Raw genomic sequence first — 20,207 nt, forward strand, 5'->3', positions numbered from 1 at the left:
CGTAAAATTAATTCGGCGCTCGAACTTAAATGTAAAACCTCAATAAACCATAACAAAGGACCTCCAGTCAAGGAATGGATAGCCCTCTCAGAAAATTTCCCAGTAGTCGCAGAACGAAAGGTTACTCTCTGTTTAGAACAAACCAACGATTAATAATGTCCATTGACTTTCGAGGTCCATTCTGTCAACTGCCTGATCTCTTCAAACACTCGGTCACTGGAGATACCGTCCAGGCATTTCTTGTCGTTACACACTGATTTGCGACATCCCAGGCATGGTAGATTTTCAACTCTCACAACTCTGTGCCCCTCTCCGTACGGACCTACTTTCTCGGGGTCAGTTGGTCCAAAGAGAGCGACAACGTGTGTACCAAGAATTGCGGCCAGATGCATGGGGCCTGAATCCACCCCCACGTAGATCTGCGACGCTTTGATTAACGACGCGGCGCCTACCGGACTAAGACAACCTGCGGCGACCACTGGTCTGAGCTTCATCAGATTGACTATTTCCTCGACATAAGCTCGTTCTGAAGGCCCACCCCCAAAAATAACACTGCATTGTAGTTCTACAATTAATCTGTCCGCTAAATCAGCCCATGCGCGTTTGTTCCAAAATTTGGTGGCCCAGCGTGTTCCGGGGTTGGCGTAAACGATACGATCAGACATGCCGAGCCCGCTTGAATCCATAAATGACTTGGCTTCTTGTTCTGCCCTATCTCCCAGAAAAAGTCGAAAATCGTCCGGATTGACCGATATTTTCAGAAAATCAGCGAAACAAAGCAACTGGTCCACAGCGTGGGGTTTATCGGAAGGCACCCTTACGTGATCCGACTGGAAAAATGTGTTCAGTTCTTTAGCCTCGGCGAAACCCAGTCTGAAAGATTTTGGATTCATGACACTGATTAACCCACTTCTGAAAGAAGCGTGAAGATCCAGGATCAGATCGTAAGGTTTGGCGACAAATTTCCTTCTCAGGATCTTAAGCGAGCGAACAGTAGCTACAAAGGCGTGAAAATAGGCGCTTGTTCTCGCCGAAGGTTCGGATGTTGAGGGAATATCTATGGTTATAATTTCATCTATGAATGGATCAGGCTCCAGCAGGCCGGCAAGGCCCTTTTGAACAACCCATCCTATATAGCTGGTGGGATACCGGCGTTTTATCGCGTGAATCAATGGAAGAGCGTGAATCACGTCGCCCATAGAACTGGGCTTAATTATAAGAACCTTTTTATGATTCAGTTCCATGGCTTCGCAGGACTTTGAGAATTTGGTTCATGAAAATTTCATCGTTCTCTAGCTGAATTCCTATTCTTAGAAATAAAACATCTTTCCTTGCCTGAAACTCAGGTCGCAGTTTTACCCAATCTTTCTCGGTAAATACCATCCATGCGCCTTTTGCAGCCTTGACTATTCGATCAAGATCTCTTGGATCAAAATTGTGATGATCCCGGTAAACAAGGTGATCCATAATGGACCATTCGAGTGATTGGGCCATTTTAATGAAGCGTTCCGGCGCGGCTATTCCCGACACCAACAATACGTTTTCGTTTTTTAAACTTTCAGGGACCATGCTACGACTAGAGTCTGCGCCATTGAGAGAAAGGGGAACGCTCTTGAATTTAAAGTGCTCTCTATGTGACAGAAAATTATGAATTCTCGGACAAACAACGTCCTGGTTCTGATTGACGACTATCAGATCCGCCCGACTAAGGGCCGAAAACGGCTCACGAAGAATACCTAGAGGAAACATGTGATCTTCTTGCCCTGACAAAAGGACTATGTCGAGATCTCGTTTGAGTCTCAGATGCTGGAACCCGTCATCAAGAACCGCTACATCGCATTCCATATGTTCGGCGGCGAAAGTTACACACTGCAGCCTGTCGTGTCCGACCATTACAGCGGCTTTTTGATCAACGCCACTGGCGATTAAAAAGGGCTCGTCTCCGACGAGAGTGGCGTTCACTTTTGGCCCCGAACTCCCAACATCCTTAACTATAATATAATCGGTGGTGTACGAACCCTTATAGCCTCTGCTCACTACGCAGGGTCTGAACCCTTTCTCAACAAGTAGTTCAGTCACATACATTACAAACGGGGTCTTCCCGGTTCCCCCCATAGCTATGTTACCTATGGAAATCACAGGGATTGGAGCTTTGTAACTTCGTTTCCATTCAAGTTCATGAACTCGCCGCCACGCATACTGGATGATAAGATACATTCCTGCAGGGGCAGCGAGAAAAGGCGACGACGGCAGTCCTCGAAACCATCTTGAATGATCGGTCATTGTGTTATTCTAGTTGGGCATCTCTCTGTGCGAGCTAGCAAACTGCAGGTGATAGAGTCTTGCGAATTCTCCATTCAGGGCGAGCAATTCATCATGGGAACCCTGCTCAACTATCGTTCCGTGGGACATGACATAGATTCGATCCACATTCTTAATTGTAGACAACCGATGGGCTACCACAAGTGTGGCTCTACCTTTCATGAGCCCTTCCAATGCGGCCTGTACGGATTTTTCGGAGTCCGAATCCAGGTTTGATGTAGCTTCGTCGAGAATCAGAATAGGCGGGTTCTTCAATAGGGCCCTGGCTATAGCTACTCTTTGACGTTCACCACCTGAGAGCTTAATACCGTTTTCCCCTATGAGACTATCATAGCCTTCCGGTTGCGCCATGATAAAGTCATGGGCATGCGCGGCTTTGGCCGCTTCTATGACCATGTCCAAAGGCAAATCCGGTCTCCCGTAGGCTATGTTATTACGAATGGTGTCATCGAAAAGAATAGTCTGCTGAGTTACTATACCTATTTTCTCACGCAAAGATTTTTGGGTAATCCGCCGGACGTCTGTCCCGTCAACAAGAACACACCCGGACGTTGGGTCATAAAACCGTGGCGCAAGATCCAGTAATGTACTCTTGCCTACCCCGCTTTCACCCACTATCGCTATCGCTTCACCAGGGTTCACTACGAAATTGATGTCTTTGAGCACCTGGGTAGAATCATAAGAGAAACTGACATCTTTAAATTCGACCTTGCCCGATATTTCACCTAGATGAACAGCGTCGGGAGCATCCTGAACTTCAGGCGCCGTATCCAGCAGACTGAAAATCCTCTCTCCGGCGGTTAGGCCTTCCTGCAAAGTGTTGTTAACTTCGCTGACACGTTTGATGGGTTCATACAGCATTACAAGAGCCGCCATAAAAGAAAAAAAGGTCCCCTGCGTGGATTCCCCGTTGATGACTTGATATCCTCCGTAGGTGACGATAGCGCAAACCCCGAAACCACCGAGCGCTTCCATCACGGGATTTGACATGGCTCGAACCTTGAACCTGCGCATGAATGCGTTAAACAGCGTGTCATTCACCTCAGCAAACCGTTTGCGTTCATAATCCTCCATTGCGAAGGCCTTAACAATCCTGATGCCTGTGATGGTCTCATTGAGTCTTTCCGTAATATCCTCAAGAGACACCAACATCCGTCTGGAATATCGCTTCATTCGGCGGCCGAAATTCAATAGAGGGTAGATGGCCAGTGGAAAAATCACCATCGCGATAAGCGCCAGTTTAAGGTCCCGGAAAAATACCACCGCCACGAGACAGATCACCGTCAAGGTGTCACGGGCTATACCGGTAATTGCGCTGGTAAGCGCTCCCTGAACCATTGTGACGTCATTGTTCATTCTGGAGAGCAACTCTCCTGTAGAATGCCTGACAAAAAAGCCGACGGACATGTTTTCAAGTTTACAGAACATTTCTTGCCGAAGATCACGGATAACGCTTTGACCTATAAACGCCATGAGGTAATACTGACCGAAATCGCAAAAGCCTTTGATAATATAGACCGAAGCCACTACTATCGGGATTAGCATCAGCATCCGCATATTTTTCTCGAAGAAGATGTCGTCTAAGGCAGGTTTTACCAGGTAAGCGAGAGAAGCGGTAAGGACAGCCACACCTAGCATACAGAGACTAGCCAGGCACAACTTGGCGACGTATGGGGTCAAATATTTCAGTAGTCTTTTGTAAACCGCCACTTTATAAGCCTCGTCACAATGAAACTGTTCTGAAAATGACTTGAATATCTAACCTAGTCAGGGATAAAGAGGCAAGTAATCATTATGGGGACAACAAATGTCGGGAGAGCAGTTCTCTACGTTATGGGTCCCGAGGGAGGAATTCCCATGATGCAAATTCTGGCCTCATCGGCCATACGAATCGTATCTTCCGGATCCGCTATCATGGTCTTGCCAACTTCGACCGCCAACAATTTGGCGCCCGCAGTAATCATATTTCTAACAGTTGAAGGGCCTATCCCTGGAACGTCAAAGCGCATGTCCTGATTGGGTTTAGCCATCTTGACAACTATCGAGTTTGGTATATTGAGCGCTCCCGCCCTCAATATGGCTTTGTCAGTGCCTTCTATAGCTTCCACAACGATCACGGCTCTATTCTTGACGACAACCGTCTGACCGATGTCAAGCGCGCCGATAGCCAGCGCCATGTCACGACCGAAAAGAACGTCTTCCATTTGATGCTTGGAAGGTTTTTTTCGTGTAAGGACGCCTTCGGCAGCCATAAGATTAGAAGCCCACAGAGTAATACTGTCAATGGTTATATCTTCTCTCCCAAGCTCATCAGCTATAGCTGCAAGTACGGTGTCGTCCCGCCAGTCAGTCAGGGAACGAATCACCCGGATTGCTCTGCGATCCGGACGAAGGTTCCACAAACGCAGCAAATTGCTCTTGTCTATTTTACCGGCCATTACCACTCGATTGATCGAGCTTTGCTTAAGGAGCTTGATGGCCTTATCAAGTTGTCCCAATTTCAACCAATGGACCTTGATCGCAATCTGTTCAATTTCCCGATTCGTAAATCCATCAAACGCTAGAACTACTGGATCAAAACCTCTTTCACAGGCTTCTTTAGTGATACGTAACGGAAGATCCCCGGCTCCGGCGATAACGCCGATGTTCGAAGGCATCAGTTTTTCCTGAACGCATGACGACTAAGGGAAACCCTGGCTGGTCCTCTCTTGGAGGTGGCCAGGAAATCAGCAAAATGCAGAGCCTCCGGAGTATCTGACATTTCTTCACGAATTCTTCTGACCGCCTCGTCGAGTCTCAATGATGAGCGCAACGCAATCTTGAAAGCTCTCTTCAGAGTCCTGATCGTCTGAGGAGAAAACCCATTTCTCCGCAAACCGACTTCGTTCAAACCATATACATAGATTCGCGACCCTGAGGCCAAAGTGTAGGGTGGGACATCCTTCGCAACTCCTGAAACTCCTCCTACAAGGGCGAATTCTCCAATTCTGACAAACTGATGAACCGCTACTATGCCGCCAAGAATCGCCTTCCTGCCTATTTCAATATGGCCTCCCAAATGAGCGGAGTTAGCCATTATCACGCCTTCACCCAAGATGCAGTCGTGCGCCACATGACAGTAGGCCATCAAATAACATCCATCACCGATTCTCGTGACTCCTTTTCCCCTAATTGTGCCTCTATGTATAGTCACAAACTCACGGATGAGACAACCTTTACCGATTTCGACACGAGTATCTTCACCACTATAAGAGAGATCCTGAGGCGGAGCGCCGATTGACGCAAACTGGTATATCTGGGTTTTTACGTCAATCGTGGTGTTGCCTTCTATCACTACGTGCGGGCCTATTTGGACTTCGGCGCCGATTTTGGTCTTCGCCCCGATAATCGAAAAGGCGCCAATAGACGCTGTGGGATCAACAACAGCCCCGGGATCAATTATAGCTGTAGGGTGAATCATTCTTTTTCCTTAGGATTCTGTGACACAATACGTTCCAGATTTCTTATTCTTTCAAGCAGTTCCGGCAAACGTTTAAAAAGCGACTGGACCCGCAAGAATATTTTGTGAGGCATCGCAGGAATAGAGCCAGCCATTACCGACCCATTCGGAACATTTCTGTAGATTCCCACGCGCGTCGCCAGAATCACTCCATCGCCCACTCTGACATGGTCTCTGACACCAACCTGCCCACCTACCATTCCAAAAGATCCAATTGAGGAGCTTCCAGCTACCCCTACCTGAGAAGCGATAACCGTTCCTTCCCCTATGCTGACGTTGTGCGCTATTTGAACAAGGTTGTCGATTTTTGCGCCCTTGCATATAGTGGTGACCCCGGCAAGGCCTCTGTCAATCGCCGTCAATGCCCCTATTTCCACATCGTCCTGAATTTCCACTGACCCGCTATGAAACTTCTTAATGTTTATCGGACGACCGTTTGCATCCAGATCACGAGCAAAACCAAAGCCATCCGATCCGATGACCGCTCCAGCATGGATGATAACGCGAGAACCGATTTTGACATCGCGATAAATGGTTACATTGGGAAATATTACCGTGTCCCTACCAATTGTGACTCCCTCACCGACCACGGAGTTAGAACCGATAGTTGAACCTTCACCGATCACAGAGTTGGCTCCGATCACAGCGAAAGGATCCACGGAAACGCCTTCCGAGATAACCGCAGACTGATGCACCGACGCGTCGCCAGAAATTGAGACGTCTTTTCTCCGCACATAGCTGTAGAACAGAGCTGTAAGTCTTGCAAAGTCAGCTTCCGGGTTTCTGGATCTTATAAAAGGTCGCCCCGGAGGTCCAAGGTTATGAGGAACCAAAACGGCTCCAGCCTTGCTGGCTTCAAGCGCTGCCAGAAACTTGGCGTCCGCCACGTAAGAAACGTCGTTCTCTGAGGCGAACTCCAAAGGTTTGGCCCCAGAGATCTCCGGCCCTGTAACCTCAGATGACTCACAGCCAAGAAAATCCGCTATTTCTCTTAAAGTGAGCGTCATCGAAGATATTTCCAACCCTATTTGGGAGCTTTCGGTTTAGGGCCCGCTGCCGGCTTGCTTTTGTCTGCCGCTGCCGGTTTCGTTGGAGCGCTGGCGTCATAAATTTTTACGACTTCATCCGTGATGTCCAAGGAATCATCCGCTGCGAGAATTGCGCTAGTAGAATTAAGAATCAGCGAAAGCTTTTTTTGTTTACGCACATCGCCAATTATTTTTACAAGATCGCGCATCATCGTCTCATCCAAAGCTCGAGCCTCATTTTGCAGCTCAGTCTCGGCCTGCTTCTGAGCTAGTTTCAATTCCATCTCTTTCATGCCGATTTCTTTTATCTTCTCGTTACGGGTATCTTCCTTCAACATCGGTCCCTGCTTTTGAAGTTGCTCGGTAAGAGCTTTAAGCTCATTTTGCTTTTTTTCAAGGCCGGTCCGTTTGATGTTGTTCAGTTCAGAGAAGTGTTTTTGCATTTCCTGAATACGTTTGGACTTCGCCTGGAACTGCTGCAAGTCCACAAAAGCGATAGTAAGTGGCGCCTGAGCCAAGCATGTTCCAAAGGCCAAAGAAAGAATTAGCATAGCGATCGACAAACTGATCAAGGTCCTGTGACGGGTCATGGATTAGACTCCTTTCGAGTTTCTATTCTTGTATTTAGATCAAGGGTTAATAAACGAATCAATAGACCGGTTTCAATCTAGGTGTGATTCTTTATCAGAATAGTTGGCCCATAGCAAAAGCAAATGCGCCAGGATCTTCACCTTTTTGGGGATTAATTTTCCACCCATATTCTATTCTAAGCGGCCCCATGGGGGATACCCATCTTATACCTACGCCGACTCCGGCTTTAACATCCGTCATAAATGGACTATTGCAGACATTCCAGGCGTTTCCTATGTCGAAGAATGTCACGCCATTAAGTTTTAGCCTTTCTACCAAAGGAAACAAGCACTCTACGTTTGAAAACATAGCCCTGTCTCCGCCCATTATATTTCCATAACGATCCCGGGGACCAATTTCCCCGGCCTTGTACCCCCTAATGCTCTGAATACCTCCGAGTAGTATTCGTCGATCAAAAGGTATCGGATCGTTGCCAGATTCCATTAACATCGAGGCGTTGGCCCGGAACTTCAGCACTGCCTTCCAAAATAGTGACTTGTAGTAGATACCCTCAGAGTAATAACTGGAAAACGCAACGTCTCCGCCAAATCCTGACAATCGCGCCCCGAGAGTAAGTTTTGTGCCTGCCGTAGGAATAACCGAATTGTTTCTGGTGTCCCTACCAATGTTGAAAGAAAGGGAGTTCTCAGAGATATTAAGGTATTTCGCCGCGTTAGCATGGTAGCTCGCGTAATATGCTACTATAGACTGTGCGAACATCCCTTGAAAGCCTGACAGTTTGCTTGAATCTCTGGCAATCCCCGTGGACATCGACCACAGGCCGTATAGAGGATAAGACAGGAATAAACTTCCTCCATTACTGTCGCGGACATAGTTCTGCTCACCCTGGACAGCTTGATAACCCTTGATACTACCTGTTACAGGATAGTCAAAAATCCATGGATATGTGAGCGAACCCTCGTAGTTACTTCTACGGGCCGAGAGATTTGCCTTGGCGTTGGCGACTATGCCCATACCAAAGAGATTCCTCTCCTTGAGATCAACATTTCCCATGGCTCCGTCCTGTGACGAATATCCTAGACCCGCAGCGAGAGATCCGGTCTTTTTCTCTATTACTTCAACGGTTACGTTCATCGTATCGGGCCGAGACCCTGGCGCCGTTTTCAACTTTACGGCTTCAAAGAAATCCATTCCCTCAAGATTGCTCTTCGTCGCTTCGAAGTTGTCAGCGTTGTAAACATCTCCCTCTGCTATCATCAACGCTCGTCTGATTATTTTGTCCCTGGTTCTGTCATTACCGACAATATCGACCCTTTCAATGGTTATTTTTTCACCTTTAGTGATCTTGAAAGTCAGGTCGATAAAATCGTGCTTGTCGTTAATCTTCTGAAGAGGCTCGACATCAGCGTAAGCATAGCCAAGGTTATTGTATAATTTCGTTATTGTTTTGATATCGTCTGCGAGAGCGGACCTTTTGAACCATGTATGCGGTTTGCACTGCAGCATATCTTTTAGCTGTTCGGCCGGTACTATCAGATCACCTTCTACTTCGACTTTTCTAATCTGGAAACGGTTTCCTTCTCTAATAGGGTAAGTAACTTTAACTCTGCCGTCCTTTATTTCTATTTTTGGAGCGCCAACCTGGACGTTGATAAAACCATTTTCCAAATAATAGGCGATAATTCGCATACGGTTTTCTTCAAGTTTTTCCCTCGTAAATGAACCGGATTCATCCAGAAACCAGAACCAGCTTTTCTCCTTGATGTTCATAATCTTCTTGATGTCTTTGTCCGTCAATTTGGAGCGACCTTCCAAATCTATATCAGTCAGATAACTTTTGGTCCCCTCATCAATCTTGAAGGTCAGGCTTGCCTCATTAGGAGAGAGTTCTTTTATTTCATAATCAATTTTTGGCTGGTAATAACCCTCCTTCTCGTACATCTGTTTGATTTTCGCCACGTCATCTCTGATTTTCTGAACACTCTCAACTGTAAACGATTTGGTCGTCAGGGCGTCAAGGATTTCGTCTTTGGTAAAAACCTTGTTCCCTTCAATATTGATGGTCTTGATGGAAGGCCTTTCTTTTACCGTCACATAAAGGTCCATCTCGCCTTTAGGATTTTCTTCCGCTTTAATCTGGACATCATCAAAATAACCCATAGAGTATATTTCTCTGATATCATCGCTCAATCGGCTCTTAGCAAAAGGGGACCCTGTTTTCATTTCCATTTTATTGAGAATGGCTTCCCGCTGGATCCTCTTGTTACCCTCAATCTTGATTTCTCCAACCTTGGGTCTATTTAAGACAGTGCCACCGATTTCATTGGAAATTTCCTTCATTTTGCCGGCTAGATCGTGGAAATCCCGACCGGTAGCGGAGAAAAACCTCGGTTTAGCCCCTGATTCGGCCATAACCACATAGACTTCAAGCGACAGTCCATCTTCAAGCTGAGAAACCGTCCCCCAAATAGCGGCCTGCGCTCCGGCTTTTTCTGATATCCTTATAAGGCGTTGCGGGTCGACTTTCTTTTCTTGAATTGCGGAAATAAACGGCGTCCCCGAGATTACTTCAATATCTCCATCCCTGGTTAACTCAGCGGCTAACGCGCCGGCTAATTCATTATTGAAATCTTGCGCCTTGATTCCTTTCGTCACCATCTTGAAAGGAAAGACAAGGATCTTGTCTACTTTTTTTGCTTGGGAATCAGTTGAGACAATTACAAAAGAAATAATGATAGCAAAAAATAGAAAAGCCCTCTTCATTGAAGCTCCTCTATTTTGCCGGCGCTGAGGGCTACCCGTCTGTCCATAACCCTTGCGAGTGATTCTTTATGTGTGACCACAATCAAGGACGTTTTTCTCTCAAAGTTGAGGTTCCTTAATAAACTTTCAATTTCCGCTCCGGTTTCCAAGTCAAGGTTTCCGGTTGGTTCATCGGCGAGTATGACGTCAGGATTCATCACTAAAGCTCTAGCGATAGCTACGCGTTGCTGTTCGCCACCCGAAAGTTCACCTGGTCGGTGACTGAATCTATCGCCGAGGCCTACCTCATTGAGGAGCCTTTCCGACTTCCGACGTAACTCCTTCATATCCTCACCGGCTATCAGCCCTGGCATCAACACATTTTCCAAAGCCGTAAACTCTGGTAACAACTGGAAAAATTGAAAAACGAAACCAATGCGCTTATTCCTGATCTTCGCCCTCTCCACTTCCCCCAGTTCCCGAACATTTACACCATCGAGGAAAATTGTTCCCGAGGTAGGTTCATCAAGCAAACCAAGGACGTGTAATAACGTGCTTTTCCCGACCCCTGAAGGACCTGTTACAGCTACACTTTCTCCATGACGGACTAATAAAGTGACACCCCTTAGGACTTCCAGTTCCCTTACAGGGTGATAATAAGTCTTTCGTAGATCTGAAACCTGGTAGATGTACTCGTCATTCATACCTGAGCGCCTCCGCCGGTTCCAGACGAGCCGCTCTGTATGATGGGTATAACGTAGCAAGAAAGCAAATCGTCAAGGCTACGATGCAAATGGTTAGGACATCCGAGGTTGATATTGCTATGGGAAGCGTGGAGATAGTGTAAATTTCCTCAGGTAGTTCGATAAATGGATATTTTGCCAGCAAAGCCCCGCCGCCGAGTCCGGCGATTGCTCCCAGAAATGTTCCAGTAGCGCCTACTATCATGCCCTGAACGACAAATATACGCATGATGCGATCTGACGTAGCTCCGAGTGATTTTAATACGGCTATATCTCGACTCTTTTCCATCACCAACATTATAAGGGAAATAATGATATTGAATGCTGCGACCAGAACAATAAAGGTAAGAATAATAAACATGGCGATTTTTTCCAGCTTCAAGGCGCTGAATAAATTCCTGTACATGTCTCTCCAAGTTCTGGTCCAGTAAGGAGCCCCGAGGACAGACTCAATCCTGGAGGCTATTTTCGGAGCGTCATAAATGTTTTTGAGATTGACCTCAATTCCAGTAACGCCTGAACCCATTTCGAAAAATTTTTGAGCTTCAGCAAGGTCCATATAGACCAGGTTGGAATCAAACTCGTACATTCCTGACTTGAAAATTCCGACGACTCTAAAGTTTTGCACTCTGGGGATGGCGCCTATCGGGGTCCTTTTCCCCTGTGGTGATATTAGTTGAACGGAATCTCCAACCCTGAGGGAATTCGAAGTTGCAAGCTCTTTACCAATTATCACTCCGTTGATGTCTCCATCCGCAAGCCCTAGCCCTTTGAGCGAACCCTTTTCCATATACTTCGAGATCGAAATGACCTGCGGGGCCGATTTTGGATCAATTCCCCTGACAATGACTCCTCTTACCCTTCCTCTTGATGAAAGCATTGCCTGACCATAAATATACGGAGTCACTGCGTTAATTCCATCTATGAGTTTGATTCTATCCATCACCTGAACCCAGTCCGTGATGGAGCGGGTTGAATTGTTCATAACAACTATATGGGAAACAGTACCAAGAATTTTATCTTTTAGATCCCGTTCAAATCCATTCATTACACCCAGAACTATTATAAGGGTCATGACACCCAACATGACCCCAAGCACGCCAAATGCGCTGATAACTGAGACGAAAGCTTGTTTGCGTTTGGCCCTTAAGTAACGAAGGCCTACCCTCAGCTCTAGTGGCAGCTTCATTCAAGCCCTTTTTCAGGTCTCATGTGGGGAAACAGTATAACCTCTCTAATAGACTGAGCGTTAGTCAACAACATCACCAGACGGTCAATCCCCAGACCTTCACCTGCCGCAGGCGGCATGCCGTATTCCAGAGCGCGCAGAAAATCTTCATCAAGAAAGTGGGCTTCTTCATCACCCGCCTGGCGTGCTCTGACCTGTTCTTCGAACCGGTTTCTCTGGTCGACCGGATCAGTCAACTCAGTGAATGCGTTAGCCATTTCTCGGCCACATATATAGAGTTCAAACCTGTCAGTTACAGTAGGATCTTCTTCATTTCGCCTGGCAAGAGGCGAAACGTCCACCGGGTATCGATTCACAAATACCGGTCCCCAGAGTGTAGATTCAACAACTTCGTCAAAAATGGCCATGAGGAGCTTTCCATAAGAATCCTCTTTGTTTACCGATATTCCCATCTCAACAGCCTTGATGAAAACCGTATTACGGTCCTCAATCTCATCGGGACTCAGCACGCCGTTTTTAATCAGAGACTCTTTGACAGTAACCCGAGGCCAAGGGGGAGTCAGGTCAACCTCGCGTTCTCCATAGTTGAACTTGTAAGAACCGACTGTGTCCAGCGCTAAATTAGCAAGCATTTCTTCGGTCAGGTTCATGAGATCTTCGTAAGTCTTGTAAGCAAGATAAAATTCCAGCATTGTAAATTCCGGGTTGTGCTGGGTTGAAATTCCCTCATTCCGGAAATTCCTGTTGATTTCAAACACCTTATCAAAACCGCCCACAAGAAGCCTCTTCAAATAGAGTTCAGGGGCTATTCTCAGATAAAGTCGACGATTTAGCGCATGATGAAACGTTTCAAATGGACGCGCGGTCGCCCCTCCTGGAATTGTCTGCATCATAGGGGTTTCAACTTCGAGAAACCCTCGTTTAGTCAAGAAGTTCCTAAGATAGGAAATCACCCGACTACGTGTAAAAACTATGTCTCGGGATGACTTGTTTACCATCAGGTCGAGATATCGTTGCCTGTATCTGGTCTCCACATCAGACAGACCGTGCCATTTTTCCGGAAGCGGCCTGAGTGACTTGGTCAAAAGAATTAACCGTTTTACCACCAGGCTTAGTTCGCCGGTCTTGGTTTTGAAAGGCGAACCTGTGACACCTATAATGTCTCCTATGTCAAGTTTCTTTGCCTGCTTATATTCCTCAACCCCTATGATATCCCTGCCTAAATAGATCTGGAAATCACCTGTCACATCTTGAATGCGCATAAATGCGGCTTTTCCTAAATTGCGAATGGCCATGATGCGTCCGGCCAAGCCCAAGGTATCACTGATCTCTTCGGATTCATCAATTTCCGAGTATTTTGCCCTGAGTTCAGATGAATACACATCAGGGGTAAATCCAATGGCGTAAGGTTGGATACCAGATTCTTCCAGTTCTTCAAGTTTTTTGAGGCGAACATCTATTAAAGAAGAGGGAGAGAGTTTTTCTGACTTCGACGAAGGTTCCGACACCTGGAAGTTTCTCCTGGGGGCTTTCGTGATATTTGACCGGCGTTGTATACTTTTGTTAGGAAAATGTCAAGATTAGGCGTTCTTAGCCTAACGAATCCCCAATCCAATAAACTGATTTTATGACGCTTTTGCTCGCATCGACTTGATCGAGTTATGACGCGACAAAGACGCTTAAATTCTCATCAGTTTCAGAACAGCCAGATATTTTTCAGATCATTTGTCAAATCTCAAATCCACTTTTTGCGTCTAAAAGCAATTAGCATGGTGATTGCAGTAAAAGAGGCTATGGCAATTACCATTGGATATCCATACGTCCAATCGAGTTCCGGCATATACTTGAAATTCATGCCATACCAACCGCAGAGGAACGTGAGAGGAATAAATATGGTAGCGATGATAGTCAGGACCTTCATCGTCTCATTCAGTCGATTACTTACGGCCGACAAATAGATGTCCAGCATTCCGGATATGATGTCTCTGAAAGTCTCTACGGTGTCTACCGCATGAATGGCGTGATCCAGAACGTCCCTGAGATAGGGCTTGGTTGAATCTTTGACATAAGACAAGTCACCGGCGATCATTCGATTTGATATTTCTCTTAACGGCCAAACGGATTTTCTAAGAAACAGCAAATCCGTTTTCAACTGGTGGATGGATTCAAGAGTCGAGGTCGAGGGCCCTTTCACAACCACATGCTCGATAATCTCCATTCTCTCAGCAATATTTTCCAGGATATCGAAGTAGTTGTCTACGATCAAATCGACCACGCTATACAACAGATAATCCACTCCGCTGTTTCTTATCCGGCTTGTGGAGAGTTCCATCCTTTTTTTGATCGGTTGGAACAAGAGATCGCTCCGCTCCCGGAATGTGATTAAAAAATTAGCGCCCAGCACAAGTGAGATTTGCTCGGGAAAAAGTCGCATAGTGGTCTGGTGTATACCCAGCGCTCGAATTATTATAAATATGTGGTCGGAAAATTCCTCCAGTTTGGGTCTGTGACTGGTATCAACTATGTCTTCTAGAGCCAGGTTACTGATGCCGAACACCGAACCGATGCTATTTATCATTTCAACATCATGGAGGCCTTCTACATTCAACCACATCGAGGAAGAAGCGCCCGGTGGATGGGAGGCAAAAAAACTCCTAATATCACCTTGAACTTCGACTTGCTGAATTTCTGTCGGAGAATAAATTACACATTCGATTCTGGTCTTTTGTGAGTGGACGTCTCCAACATGAACCAGAGTTCCGGGGGCTTTGCCGCTTTTTTGCGACCTCTTTTTTGTCCATACTGAAGTCATTTGAGGCGCTCCGATTGGTTTTTTCCGGGTGACAATCGTAAACTTGCAATTATCTTTAGTCGTCAGGCGACCAAAGGTTACTGACGTAAATATTACCGCGACCGCTACTTTCGCTTTTACTATGTGCTATCATTTCGTTGATCGGTCCAAAATAATTAACGATTCTTATCCATGAAGAATCTCTGAAATCAAGTTTATTCTTTTAAGGAGACTGGAAATGACTTCACAAGTTTACATGATAGATCTGTCAGCGTCATGGAAGAAAAGTATGCCGGCCAAAGTCACAGATCTGTTCAACTCCCTGGCTCCAGGCGAAATCTTCAAATCCAGGGACCTTGTAGCCATTAAGATTCATTTTGGAGAGGCTGGAAATACGGCTCATATCAGGCCTCAGTTTGTGCGTCGTGTAGTTGACACGCTGAAGGATTTAGGGGCCAAGCCTTTCTTAACCGATACAAACACACTGTACGTCGGATCTCGTATTGAAGCGTGGTCTCACCTCTGTACCGCGTATGACAATGGTTTCACACGGGAGGTGACAGGAGCGCCAGTGATCATAGCCGATGGGCTTCGTGGAAATAGCGACGTTACCGTTGATCTTGGAGGCGCTCACATTGAACATGCGCATGTAGGAGCCGACATTCACTATGCCGACGGATTGGTTGTAATGACTCACTTCAAGGGCCATGAACTTTCAGGTTTCGGTGGAACGATTAAGAACGTCGGGATGGGTTGCGCATCGAGAAAAGGTAAATTGGATCAACATTCAAATATTTCCCCGAAAGTGAATGCAAAAAAGTGTGTTGGTTGCGGCGAATGTGAGGTCTGGTGCCGTGGACGGGCGATAACCCTGTCTGGAGAAAAAGGAACTCGCAAGGCGCATATTGACCCCGAGCGATGCGTAGGATGCGCAGAATGCATTTTAACCTGCCGTCAAGGCGCTATTTCAATCCAGTGGAACGAATCCATCCCGATTTTTATGGAAAAAATGGTCGAGTACGCCAAAGCTGTTTTAAGTCAAAAACAGGGGAAAGCCATTTTTATCTCCTTTGTAACTGATGTCTCCCCTTTGTGTGATTGCACACCTTTTTCCGACAGGGCAATCGTGCCTGGAATCGGAATTCTCGCATCGTTGGATTCGGTCGCGATTGACCAGGCGGCAGCGGATCTGGTTAACCAAGCCCCAGGTAATCCTTTGTCAGCATTGGAAAAGGCCTTGGAACCTGGAGCAGACAAGTTTAGAGCCCTATTCCCGGACATCGACTGGGGCCACCAACTGGAATATGCGGAGAAGATTGGTCTCGGGTCCAGAAAATATGAGCTGATCAAACTTTAATAGAATAGCTGACAGAAGCGCACAATTAATTATTTGTTGTGAGCTGTTGAACTCGACTTTTTGCCGGTGATAGCCTGGAGTTGCAACCCGAACCTAACAAGCCACGTTGACAGAGTGGTTGTAATATTGTAAAATATTTATATTGATGGATAAGTGTATAATCTTGAATATCGGGATAACATTATTGAACCGTTGACATAGCGTCAGGAGAAATGAAATGCCAAAAATAGCGTTGATCCTAACATTTGTATTGCTAACGCCAGTCTTGTGCTTTGCTCAAGGAGTTCTGGATTCGGTGTTGGGGCCTGGAGGTCTTGGTGTTTGGGGTGGAGGCGGTTCGAATCAATTTAACTATCAGCAATTTCAGGGCCAAACGGCAAGCCCGGAGTCTCAACCGGGATATCAACAGGGAGCTAATCCTTACTCTCAACCGGCCCCAGGTTACGGAGCGCCCCAAGGGTATGCGGCCCCTGGCTACGCCGGCCCTCCGCCGGCTAACCCAAATTATAGTCAACAAGGCGTATATTCTGACTGGCAAAATTATCAGCAGCCCCAATCTGCCCCACAGGGACCACCTCCTGTCAGTTATGCCGCTCCTCCCTCGCAGCAGGCGCCTCAACCAGCTCAGGCTCCTTTGGCCCAAGCCGGTCAGGGCCAATTGCGTCCGGGTCAGTATTCACAATCCCAGCAGCCTCCTTTGTTCGATGACAATTTGCCCTCGGGAGCAGTGAGGATTACGACTCAAACCCCTGATGGCACAACGGTTCAGTATTACCCTCCCCAAGGAGAAAACCTGGACGAACAGGCTGTATCGGGTAGACAGACCAGGGTTCGTCGCGGCCAATCCCAGCCTAAACAGGCCGGAACCAAGAAGCAGATTCAAGCTCCACAATCCGCGGCTACACAAGGCTCAGGGACCTCTATAGCGATGCCACGTCCCGTGGAGATTCCGCAGGGACAAGATCCTCGTTCCGGCTGGAATTCATTCAAAGGTGGCGCTCCTGTAGCTCCGCCGGCTCAATGAGCGGAATTTTGGCAAAGAAACTATTGAATTTCGTGACCGAATTTCCAAATCAAAAATATTGTTAGGTTTTCCCTAAGAAAATTGCTGTGATGCCGAAGAGAGGCCTTATGACCAACTAAGGCCTCTCTTTGCGCGCAGTGAGTTCAATTGGCGTTGAACGAAATGTAGCCACGGTTGACGGTTACTCGAAGCTGCTGTAACTTTACGCGTGGAACGTTTGGATATGGTTATGATCTCTTGGGAGTTTTATTCATGTTTGATACGCCCTCCAAAAAAGAGGCCTGCGGTATATTTGGTATATATGGGGTTGATGATCCCGCCAAACACATTTATCTCGGTTTGTACGCATTACAACACAGAGGTCAGGAATCCGCCGGAATTATAGTTTCGGACGGTATCACGGTTTCTTCGCAAAAAGGAATGGGATTGGTCCCAGATGTTTTTAAGGATGGTACCCTTGAAGACATGAAGGGGCACATGGGCATCGGACATGTCCGATACTCTACTACCGGCAGTTCCATGTTGAGAAACGCACAACCTTTTCTGGTTGAGCAGATCGACCGATTCTTTGCGCTTGGACACAATGGAAATATTGTAAACATAGCCAAGTTGAGACGTAAACTGGAATCCGCCGGCGCAATATTTCAGACCTCGACAGATTCAGAATTGATAGCCCACCTCATTTTGCACAAGAAGGGATCCCTGGAAGAAAGACTTCTGAAGGTTTTCCAGGAACTCAAGGGAGCATGGTCACTGGTTTTCCTGAGTTCTGAGGGTATATACGCCGCCCGTGATCCTTATGGCTTTAGACCGCTTTGCATTGGCCGTAAAGGTGACGCTATCGTCTTTGCGTCAGAAACGTGCGCTCTGGATATCATTGAAGCTGACTACGTCAGGGATGTAGAACCGGGTGAAATAGTTATAGCCGACAAGAATGGGTTACGCTCGTTGAGGGTACCGCAACGAAAAAACCTTGCGATGTGTATCTTTGAATACATCTATTTTTCCAGGCCCGACTCCTCGATTTTTGGACATGGCGTCTATCAAATCAGAAAATCTCTTGGTGTTCAGGTAGCTCTTGAGAGCCCCGTTCCGCAAGCGGACTTTGTTGCCCCCATGCCAGCTTCAGGCAATTACGCGGCCCTCGGTTATTCTCAGGGGAGTGGTCTGCCGTTCGAATATGGCGTCATCCGAAACCATTATGTCGGACGTACTTTCATCCAACCCTCACCCGCTATTAGGAATCTTGGGGTGAGGCTAAAATTAAACCCTGTACGTGAAATACTTAAAGATAAGAGTGTAGTTGTGGTTGATGATTCAATTGTACGTGGCACCACCAGTAAACTGCGCACAAGGGCTCTGAGGGAAGCCGGAGCCAAGGAAATCCACATGAGAATCAGTTGTCCTCCGATCCGTTTCCCCTGTTTTTTCGGTATTGATTTTTCGAGCAAAGGAGAACTCATTGCTTGTTCAAAATCGGTTCAGCAGATTTGCGACTTTATAGAAGCGGATTCTTTGGCTTATCTGAGCCTTGAAGGTATGTTACGAGCCATGCCAATCCAGGCTAAAGATTTCTGCACTGCCTGTTTTACGGGAAAATACCCTATCCAAATCACCGATGACTCAACCAAGCATTGTCTCGAAACTAATATTGGGACGCCAAATGTTTGGCCATAGTTGAATCAAGCTTTTTAAAGACCAAGAAGTCTTTCGGCAACCACAAGGTCCTGGGGACTGGTTATTTTAATATTATATTTGCTGTCGGGCACAATCGCGACCTTGAATCCCATACGTTCAACCAACGATGAGTCGTCAGTGCCGATGAACCCTTCGGAAAGGGCTTTCTCGTGAGCCTCAATTATCAGTGACGTCCGAAACGTCTGGGGAGTATGGGCAAGCCACAAATTTTCTCTCGGCATTGTTCCTACTATAAAATCGTCTGCTGTTTTAACGGTATCCGTAACTTCGCAAGCTGCTATCGCAGCGCCATAAGAATCCGCTTTCTCAAAGGATTCGGAAATTATGTCCGGATTCACTAAAGGTCGAACAGCGTCGTGTATTAGCGCCAGATCGCTATGTGAAGCGATTCTCAAACCGTTTAGCACTGACTCTTGTCTCGTGCGCCCCCCTCGAGTGATTTCACTGACCTTGGAAAAATTGTTCGCCTCAACTATTTCTGACTGACAGAATTCAATTTGGTCCGCCGGAGTGGTTAGGATTATGAAGTCTACATCGCGATGTTCTTGAAAAATTCTCAAAGTTCTTACAAGAATAGGCAGTCCGCCGAGAAGAAGATATTGTTTCGGGATCTCGGATCCCATTCTCGCTCCAATTCCTCCAGATGTGATCACAGCAGCGCGTAACATTGTGACCTTAGGGCTTCATGTAATGTTTATTGTGATTAGACTTATTTTATACAGCCGAATTAGGCTCAGGGTCAATCAATGTCTTCAAAAGCCGACTCTGTTACGCTGCGGCGCTAAAAAGGAGCCGGACATTGCGTAAAAACTATAAGCTGGATTTTGGTGAGTCATGCTATAGATTCGAACCGGCGAACGTTTCTTCCATGGAATCATATAGCGGAAGCGCCGAGAGGAGACCAAGTGGAATCAGAAATTGAAAGGAAAATACTTGATCGGATTAACAACCCAGGATGGGTGACTATTAGAGGAATTCTGGTCGACCCGTCAAGCCAGTCGGATTCGGAAGAGTACCTCATGATTCAGCAGGCTATGCGCTCTCTGTCTGAACGGGGTCTGGTCACTTTGTGGCGACTGGTCCTCGAAGCGGATGGATCTGAATTGATGGCCGTAGCGAGACCTGATCTCGAGCTTGACAAAGACCTCGAGGTTAGAGGCGCCTGGGCCAAAGCGTTTCGTCACGACGTGAGCCAGTAGTCATGTTTGTCGATAATCTTGACT

The 20,207-nt window shown here is 46.7% G+C and carries 17 protein-coding genes; 4 read left to right on the top strand and 13 right to left on the bottom strand.

What is annotated here, in order from left to right; translation table 11 throughout:
* Nucleotides 1–149: 149 nt before the first annotated feature.
* The 12 genes from WC647_04080 to corA form a co-directional block, all read right to left on the bottom strand.
* Entirely contained in the window at nucleotides 150–1,244 is a 1,095-nt protein-coding gene (locus WC647_04080; protein MFA6221470.1) for a glycosyltransferase family 9 protein, read from the bottom strand.
* Nucleotides 1,228–2,283, bottom strand: a complete 1,056-nt coding sequence (gene lpxK / locus WC647_04085) for a tetraacyldisaccharide 4'-kinase (protein MFA6221471.1) — start codon at nucleotides 2,281–2,283, stop codon at nucleotides 1,228–1,230. The genes WC647_04080 and lpxK overlap by 17 nt, the downstream gene beginning before the upstream one ends.
* Nucleotides 2,284–2,292: 9 nt before the next feature.
* Complete coding sequence (gene msbA / locus WC647_04090; GenBank protein MFA6221472.1) at nucleotides 2,293–4,032, bottom strand: lipid A export permease/ATP-binding protein MsbA; 1,740 nt, start codon at nucleotides 4,030–4,032, stop codon at nucleotides 2,293–2,295.
* Between the two features lie 116 nt (nucleotides 4,033–4,148).
* On the bottom strand, nucleotides 4,149–4,979 hold the full coding sequence (gene lpxI, locus WC647_04095) for a UDP-2,3-diacylglucosamine diphosphatase LpxI (protein MFA6221473.1): 831 nt from the start codon (nucleotides 4,977–4,979) through the stop codon (nucleotides 4,149–4,151).
* Nucleotides 4,979–5,782: an acyl-ACP--UDP-N-acetylglucosamine O-acyltransferase gene (lpxA, locus tag WC647_04100; protein ID MFA6221474.1), complete on the bottom strand. Its 804-nt coding sequence runs from the start codon at nucleotides 5,780–5,782 to the stop codon at nucleotides 4,979–4,981. The genes lpxI and lpxA overlap by 1 nt, the downstream gene beginning before the upstream one ends.
* The gene (gene lpxD, locus WC647_04105; GenBank protein ID MFA6221475.1) at nucleotides 5,779–6,828 is read right to left on the bottom strand and encodes a UDP-3-O-(3-hydroxymyristoyl)glucosamine N-acyltransferase; all 1,050 of its coding nucleotides are present in this window, start codon (nucleotides 6,826–6,828) and stop codon (nucleotides 5,779–5,781) included. Before lpxD ends, lpxA begins: the two co-directional genes overlap by 4 nt.
* Before the next feature lie 17 nt (nucleotides 6,829–6,845).
* Complete coding sequence (locus tag WC647_04110; GenBank protein MFA6221476.1) at nucleotides 6,846–7,439, bottom strand: OmpH family outer membrane protein; 594 nt, start codon at nucleotides 7,437–7,439, stop codon at nucleotides 6,846–6,848.
* A gap of 94 nt (nucleotides 7,440–7,533) precedes the next feature.
* Nucleotides 7,534–10,203, bottom strand: coding sequence for an outer membrane protein assembly factor BamA (gene bamA, locus WC647_04115; protein MFA6221477.1), 2,670 nt, complete (start codon nucleotides 10,201–10,203; stop codon nucleotides 7,534–7,536).
* The gene (locus WC647_04120) at nucleotides 10,200–10,886 is read right to left on the bottom strand and encodes an ABC transporter ATP-binding protein (protein ID MFA6221478.1); all 687 of its coding nucleotides are present in this window, start codon (nucleotides 10,884–10,886) and stop codon (nucleotides 10,200–10,202) included. Before WC647_04120 ends, bamA begins: the two co-directional genes overlap by 4 nt.
* Complete coding sequence (locus WC647_04125) at nucleotides 10,879–12,114, bottom strand: lipoprotein-releasing ABC transporter permease subunit (protein MFA6221479.1); 1,236 nt, start codon at nucleotides 12,112–12,114, stop codon at nucleotides 10,879–10,881. The genes WC647_04120 and WC647_04125 overlap by 8 nt, the downstream gene beginning before the upstream one ends.
* A complete protein-coding gene (gene lysS / locus WC647_04130) occupies nucleotides 12,111–13,622 on the bottom strand; it encodes a lysine--tRNA ligase (protein MFA6221480.1) in 1,512 nt (503 codons plus the stop codon). Before lysS ends, WC647_04125 begins: the two co-directional genes overlap by 4 nt.
* 227 nt (nucleotides 13,623–13,849) lie before the next feature.
* Nucleotides 13,850–14,926: a magnesium/cobalt transporter CorA gene (gene corA, locus WC647_04135; GenBank protein MFA6221481.1), complete on the bottom strand. Its 1,077-nt coding sequence runs from the start codon at nucleotides 14,924–14,926 to the stop codon at nucleotides 13,850–13,852.
* 217 nt (nucleotides 14,927–15,143) lie between these two features.
* Here corA and WC647_04140 point away from each other — a divergent pair, with 217 nt between their 5' ends.
* The 3 genes from WC647_04140 to purF all read left to right on the top strand — a co-directional run bounded on the left by WC647_04140 (nucleotide 15,144) and on the right by purF (nucleotide 18,963).
* The gene (locus WC647_04140) at nucleotides 15,144–16,262 is read left to right on the top strand and encodes a DUF362 domain-containing protein (GenBank protein ID MFA6221482.1); all 1,119 of its coding nucleotides are present in this window, start codon (nucleotides 15,144–15,146) and stop codon (nucleotides 16,260–16,262) included.
* A gap of 217 nt (nucleotides 16,263–16,479) precedes the next feature.
* Nucleotides 16,480–17,286, top strand: coding sequence for a hypothetical protein (locus WC647_04145; GenBank protein MFA6221483.1), 807 nt, complete (start codon nucleotides 16,480–16,482; stop codon nucleotides 17,284–17,286).
* Between the two features lie 252 nt (nucleotides 17,287–17,538).
* A complete protein-coding gene (purF, locus tag WC647_04150; GenBank protein MFA6221484.1) occupies nucleotides 17,539–18,963 on the top strand; it encodes an amidophosphoribosyltransferase in 1,425 nt (474 codons plus the stop codon).
* Nucleotides 18,964–18,977: 14 nt separating this feature from the next.
* On the opposite strand, the gene ispD is transcribed toward purF, so the two are convergent.
* The gene (gene ispD / locus WC647_04155; protein ID MFA6221485.1) at nucleotides 18,978–19,652 is read right to left on the bottom strand and encodes a 2-C-methyl-D-erythritol 4-phosphate cytidylyltransferase; all 675 of its coding nucleotides are present in this window, start codon (nucleotides 19,650–19,652) and stop codon (nucleotides 18,978–18,980) included.
* A 237-nt stretch (nucleotides 19,653–19,889) separates the two neighbouring features.
* Between ispD and WC647_04160 the strand changes: the two genes are divergently transcribed.
* A complete protein-coding gene (locus tag WC647_04160) occupies nucleotides 19,890–20,183 on the top strand; it encodes a hypothetical protein (protein ID MFA6221486.1) in 294 nt (97 codons plus the stop codon).
* Nucleotides 20,184–20,207: the final 24 nt, after the last annotated feature.

The sequence above is a fragment of the Desulfomonilaceae bacterium genome (genome assembly GCA_041662605.1).
Taxonomy (GTDB): Bacteria; Desulfobacterota; Desulfomonilia; order Desulfomonilales; family Desulfomonilaceae; genus CAJBEZ01.